Source organism: Kitasatospora sp. NPDC093806 (genome assembly GCF_040683335.1).
In the GTDB taxonomy this organism is placed as follows: Bacteria; Actinomycetota; Actinomycetes; order Streptomycetales; family Streptomycetaceae; genus Kitasatospora.
Map to the genome: position 1 here is coordinate 1 of NZ_JBFBDO010000215.1, position 4,793 is coordinate 4,793.

Sequence of the window (4,793 nt, forward strand, 5' to 3'; positions counted from 1 at the left end):
GCCCAGCTGGAGCTCCCGCCCGCCGAGCGCCACCCCGGCCGAGCCGCTCGCCGCCGGCGGGGCCCCGGCGGGCCCTAGCGTGGCGGCGGTGCCGGTGGTGCCCCACAGCACGGCGGCGGCGAGGATGGCGGCCGGACCGGCGAGCGGGCCCCGGCGGCGGGCGGGCGTCGGCGCGGGGACGCGGGCGTGGGTACGGGTACGGGCGTGGGTGCGGTTGGGCACGGTCGTGGACTTCCGTCGTCGAATTCCGGTGGTGGGACTGGATTCGAAACGGGCGCACGAAGCGGATACCCGGGCCGCCTCGCGGGTCGGCCGGGGTCGCGGGAGGAGGCCGTCGGCGGGAGTGAGCCGTCAGCGGGTGCGCCCGGTCAGGCGCCCAGCGGTGGCAGCACGACGTGCCAGTACGAGTTCATCCGGCGATCGTACCGGGCCGCGACAGCGGGTGGGACCGGTGCGGGCCCGGCCACGACGGCGGACCGGGCCCGCACCGGACTCCCGGCGGGTCAGCGGGCGGCGGTCACCAGCGCCTCGATCTCGGGGACGACCTCGGCCGGCGTCGGCAGCGCGTCGTTCTCGGCCCGCAGGCGGCCGGCCGCCGCGCGCAGCCCGGGGTCGGTGACCAGCCGGGTGAGCAGCGCGGTGTCGACCGCCCCGGCGGCCGAGCTGAGCGCCGCCCCCGCGCCGACCAGGGTGTCGGCCACCGCGAAGTTGTCGGCGCCCTGGGGCAGCAGCAGCTGCGGCAGGCCGGCCTGCAGCGCCGTCAGGGTGGAGCCGGAGCCGCCGTGGTGGACGACCGCGTCGCAGACCAGCAGCAGCTCCGCCAGCGGGACCCACGGCAGCGGCCGGACGTTGGCCGGAAGGGTGCCCAGCAGGCTGTGGTCCGCGTCACCCACGGCGAGCAGGAACTCGGCGTCGACCCCGGCGGCGGCCTCGACCAGCCGGCCGATGACCTTCAGGCCGTCGACCCCGGTGATCACGGTGCCCAGCGTGACGGCGACCCGCGGCCGGTCGCCCCGGCGCAGCCACTCGGCCGGGACCGTGCCGCCGCCGTTGTAGGGGAGGTAGCGCATCCGGACCCCGCCCGTGTCGCCGCCGAGCGAGGCCGGGACGATGTCCAGCGGCGTGGTCGGAGCCGGTCCGGCCACCCCGTGCGCCTCGTACAGGTCGGTGAAGTGGGTGGCCAGCCGCGCCGCCATCTCAAGGCCGGAGGTGAAGCCGAAGTTCTGCAGCGCGGCCGGGATCTTCAGCTTGGCCGCGACCAGCTGGGCCGACCCCATGCACGAGTCGTGGATCAGCAGGTCCGCACCCCACCCGTCGGCGACGTCCAGCAGGCCGTCCACCGTGGGGCGGGAGGCGTGGGCGAAAGCGGCGCCGGCCACGTCGAGGATCTCGTCCTGGGTGCGGTCCGGCATGGCGTAGTTCGCCGGCCCCCCGAGGACGGTCTCGAAGGACTCCATCAAGGTCAGTCCGTCGCCGACCTCGACGACCGGAAAGCCGGTCCCACCGATCTTCGCCGCGGGCTTCGCGATGGCGAACAGGACCTGGTGTCCGGCGGCCCGCAGCGCTTGGGCGGTGGGCACCATCGGGTACAGGTGGCTGGCCGCGGACGGGCCGGTGAAGAGTATGCGCACGTCGTGCTCCTGGTCGTTCTCAAGGCTGGTCATCCGGATCACGCGGGCGGCGCCCGCTCCTCCGTCAACTGACGAACGGTCAACGCTTCTTCCTCCGGGGGTCGATAATCGGACGTTCTGGTACGCGGGACGGCGTGGGCGTGTCGGCCGCGCCGGTCGGACCGGCCGGGCTCAGGGCGCGGTCTTGACGGTCTTCATCGTGAGGTGGGATTGGAGCCGCAGGACGTTCGGGAGGCCGCTCAGCCTGCCGGTGAGGAAGGCCTCGTAGGCGGCGTGGTCGGAGACGGCGACCCGGATGAAGTAGTCGGGGCGGCCGAACATGCGGCGGAACTCGATCACCTCCTCGTAGGCGGCGACGGTGGCCTCGAAGGCCTCGAAGGTGTTCCGGTCGGTGGCGCTGACCTCGACGTCGATCAGCACCTCCAGCCCGCGGCCGAGGGCGACGGGGTCGATGACCGCCCGGTACCCCGCGATGACGCCGCCCTCCTCCAGCCGCTTCACCCGGCGCAGACACGGCGGCGGGGTCAGCCCGACCCGGCGGGCCAGGTCGACGTTGGTGAGGCGGCCGTCCCGGCTCAGATGGAACAAGATTTCACGATCGATGGCATCGAGGTGGATTTCATTGCTCATGGCGGGATCATACGAGCGGGATCGGAAACCATATAAGGCCGAAAACATTCTAAAATTTCCGCATGGGAACACTCTCCACGATCACCACCGCCGATCCCGCTCCGCCACCGCCCGCCGCGAGGCGGCCGAACCCGGCGGCGGCCGCGTTCAAGGACTCGGCCTCGGTGGGGCTCGGGCTGGTGCCGCTCGGCGTGGCCTTCGGGGTCCTGGTGGCGCAGTCGGGACTGGCCTGGTGGTGGGCGAGCGTGTTCACCGCGTTCGTCTACGCGGGCTCCTTCGAGTTCCTGCTGGTCGGCCTGGTCGCGGCCGTCGCGCCGCTCGCGACGGTCGCCACGACCGCCCTGCTGGTCAACCTCCGGCACGTCTTCTACGCGCTGTCCTTCCCGCTGGACCGGGTCCGGGGCCGGCTCGGGAAGGCCTACGGCACCTTCGCGCTCACCGACGAGGCCTACGCCCTCACCACCGGCGAGCAGGCACGGGGCTGGCCCGGGCGCCGGATCCTGCTGCTGCAACTGTTCATGCACCTGTACTGGGTGGGCGGCGCCACCGTCGGCGGGCTGCTCGGCTCGGTCCTCCCCGACGGCGTCACCGGGCTAGACTTCGCCCTCACCGCCCTGTTCACCGTGCTCGCCCTCGACGCGGTGCGCGACCGGCGCGAGGACCTGCCCACCCCTGCGCTCGCGCTGCTCAGCGCGCTCGCCGCCCGGGTGATCGCCCCCGGCCAGCTGCTGCCGGTCGCCTTCGCCCTGTTCACCGCCGCGCTGCTGGCCCGGCACCTCATCACCCGTGCGAGGAACCGGCATGCCTGACACCCCGTACCTGCTGGCCGCGGTCGCCGTCTCCACCGCCGTCACCTGGGCCCTGCGCGCGCTGCCGTTCGCCGCCCTCGCCCCGCTGCGCGCCAGCGCCGTCGTCCGCTACCTCAGCACCCGGATGCCCGCCGGCGTCATGGTGATCCTGCTCGCCTACTGCCTGCGCGACCTCCCCGGCTCCGGCTCGCGGGCCGTGGCGCCGGTGGTGGCCCTGGCCGTCACGGTCGGGCTGCACCTGTGGCGGCGCAACGCCCTGCTGAGCATCCTCGGCGGCACGGCCGTCCACGTCGTCCTCGCCAGCGTGGTCCTCGGCCGCTGAGCACCGGGCCGAGGACCCGGGTTCTCAGGTCAGGAGCGGGTGAGGAAGCGGCTCAGGCCGTCCCGGACGCCCTCGGTGGGGACGGTGGCGGCGAACCAGGCCGCCTCGACGGCCAGTCCCTCGTCGATCGGCAGGTTGATGCCCCGGGTCACCGCGCGCAGGCAGGCCGTCACCGCGGTGGGGGCGTGCCGGGTGATCCGGTCCGCCAGGGTGCGGGCCGCGTCCAGGAGTTCGGCGGCCGGGACGACGGCGTTGACCAGGCCCAGGTCGAGGGCCCGGGCGGCGGGGACCGGGTCGCCGGTGAGGATCAGCTCCAGGGCGCGCTTGCGGCCGACGTGGCGCGGCAGCCGCTGGGAGCCGCCGAACGGCGGCGGGAAGCCGAGCGAGATCTCCGGCTTGGCGAAGGTCGCGTGCTCGGCGGCGACGGCCAGCGGCGCGGCCTCGGTGAGCTCGCACCCGCCGCCGTACGCGAGACCGTTGACGGCGACGATCACCGGCTTGGGGAACTCCTCGACGCGCCGGGTCAGCGCGTGCCCGCGCCGCACGATCTCGCGCAGCGCCGGCTCCGGGCCGTCCGTGGAGCGGGCGATGCTGCCGGCCAGCGACGGGATGTCCGCGCCGGCGCTGAACGCCCGGCGGCCGGCGCCGGTCAGGATGACGGCCCGGACGGCGTCGTCGGCCTCGACCGCGTCGAGCCGGGCGAGCAGCGCGTCGATGGTCGGGTAGTCGAGCGCGTTGAGCTTGCTCTCGCGGTCGATGGTGAGGGTGACGACGTTGCCGTCGTGCTCGCTGTGAACGGTCATGTCCGTGCTCCGTTTCCGCCGCAAGGCCGCGCGGCTGTCGCGGTTTCCGAGGTCGCCGCCGAGGCTAGGAGCCGGGAGCCAGGACAATCCAACAATTGTCCTGGATACACTTCGATGCGCCTCGACGCACTTCGACTTCCCTTCCGCACACTCCGCGCGAACGGCAGGTGCCCCATGCGACCGCCCTCCTACAAGGCCGTCGTCGACGAGTACGCCACCGCGATCCGCTCCGGCGCCCTGCCGGCCGGCACCCGCTTGCCGACCCACCGCGCGCTCGCCCGCGAGCACCGGATCGCCCTGGCCACCGCGAGCCGGGTGTACGCCGAACTGTCCGCCGCCGGGCTGGTGGTGGGCGAGCAGGGCCGGGGCACCTTCGTCCGGGTCCGCTCCGGCTACGACGGCCTCGAACCCTCGCGCGACCTCCCCGTCCCCCGGGTCGCCGACCTGTCCTTCAACCAGCCGCTCGCCCCCGGGCAGGACGAGCAGCTGCGCCGGGCCCTGCGCGCGCTGGCCGGCGCCGGCGACGTCGCGGCGCTGCTGCGCCAGCACCCGCACCTCACCGGTCACCGGGGGCTGCGGCGCGTCGGGGGCGGTGATC

The 4,793-nt window shown here is 74.3% G+C and carries 6 protein-coding genes and 1 pseudogene; 3 read left to right on the plus strand and 4 right to left on the minus strand.

The genetic code is table 11. From position 1 onward, the window contains the following. The 3 genes and pseudogenes from AB0N76_RS39150 to AB0N76_RS39160 form a co-directional block, all read right to left on the minus strand. Positions 1–222, minus strand: a pseudogene (locus AB0N76_RS39150) (hypothetical protein); the annotation flags it as partial. A 281-nt stretch (positions 223–503) separates the two neighbouring features. Next, a complete protein-coding gene (locus tag AB0N76_RS39155) occupies positions 504–1,664 on the minus strand; it encodes a nucleotide disphospho-sugar-binding domain-containing protein (protein WP_363565629.1) in 1,161 nt (386 codons plus the stop codon). A gap of 138 nt (positions 1,665–1,802) precedes the next feature. Further along, complete coding sequence (locus AB0N76_RS39160; RefSeq protein WP_363565630.1) at positions 1,803–2,261, minus strand: Lrp/AsnC family transcriptional regulator; 459 nt, start codon at positions 2,259–2,261, stop codon at positions 1,803–1,805. Positions 2,262–2,425: 164 nt separating this feature from the next. On the opposite strand from AB0N76_RS39160, the gene AB0N76_RS39165 reads away from it, so the two are divergent. Together AB0N76_RS39165 and AB0N76_RS39170 are read left to right on the plus strand one after the other, a co-directional pair. After that, positions 2,426–3,070 (plus strand): AzlC family ABC transporter permease, encoded by a 645-nt coding sequence (locus AB0N76_RS39165; protein ID WP_363565634.1) that lies wholly within the window; start codon positions 2,426–2,428, stop codon positions 3,068–3,070. Then, positions 3,063–3,392: an AzlD domain-containing protein gene (locus tag AB0N76_RS39170; RefSeq protein WP_363565631.1), complete on the plus strand. Its 330-nt coding sequence runs from the start codon at positions 3,063–3,065 to the stop codon at positions 3,390–3,392. The genes AB0N76_RS39165 and AB0N76_RS39170 overlap by 8 nt, the downstream gene beginning before the upstream one ends. A 29-nt stretch (positions 3,393–3,421) precedes the next feature. On the opposite strand, the gene AB0N76_RS39175 is transcribed toward AB0N76_RS39170, so the two are convergent. Next, positions 3,422–4,195, minus strand: a complete 774-nt coding sequence (locus AB0N76_RS39175) for an enoyl-CoA hydratase-related protein (protein ID WP_363565632.1) — start codon at positions 4,193–4,195, stop codon at positions 3,422–3,424. A 174-nt stretch (positions 4,196–4,369) separates the two neighbouring features. On the opposite strand from AB0N76_RS39175, the gene AB0N76_RS39180 reads away from it, so the two are divergent. Continuing rightward, positions 4,370–4,793: GntR family transcriptional regulator (locus tag AB0N76_RS39180; RefSeq protein ID WP_363565633.1), on the plus strand; the 424-nt coding region annotated here is incomplete at its 3' end.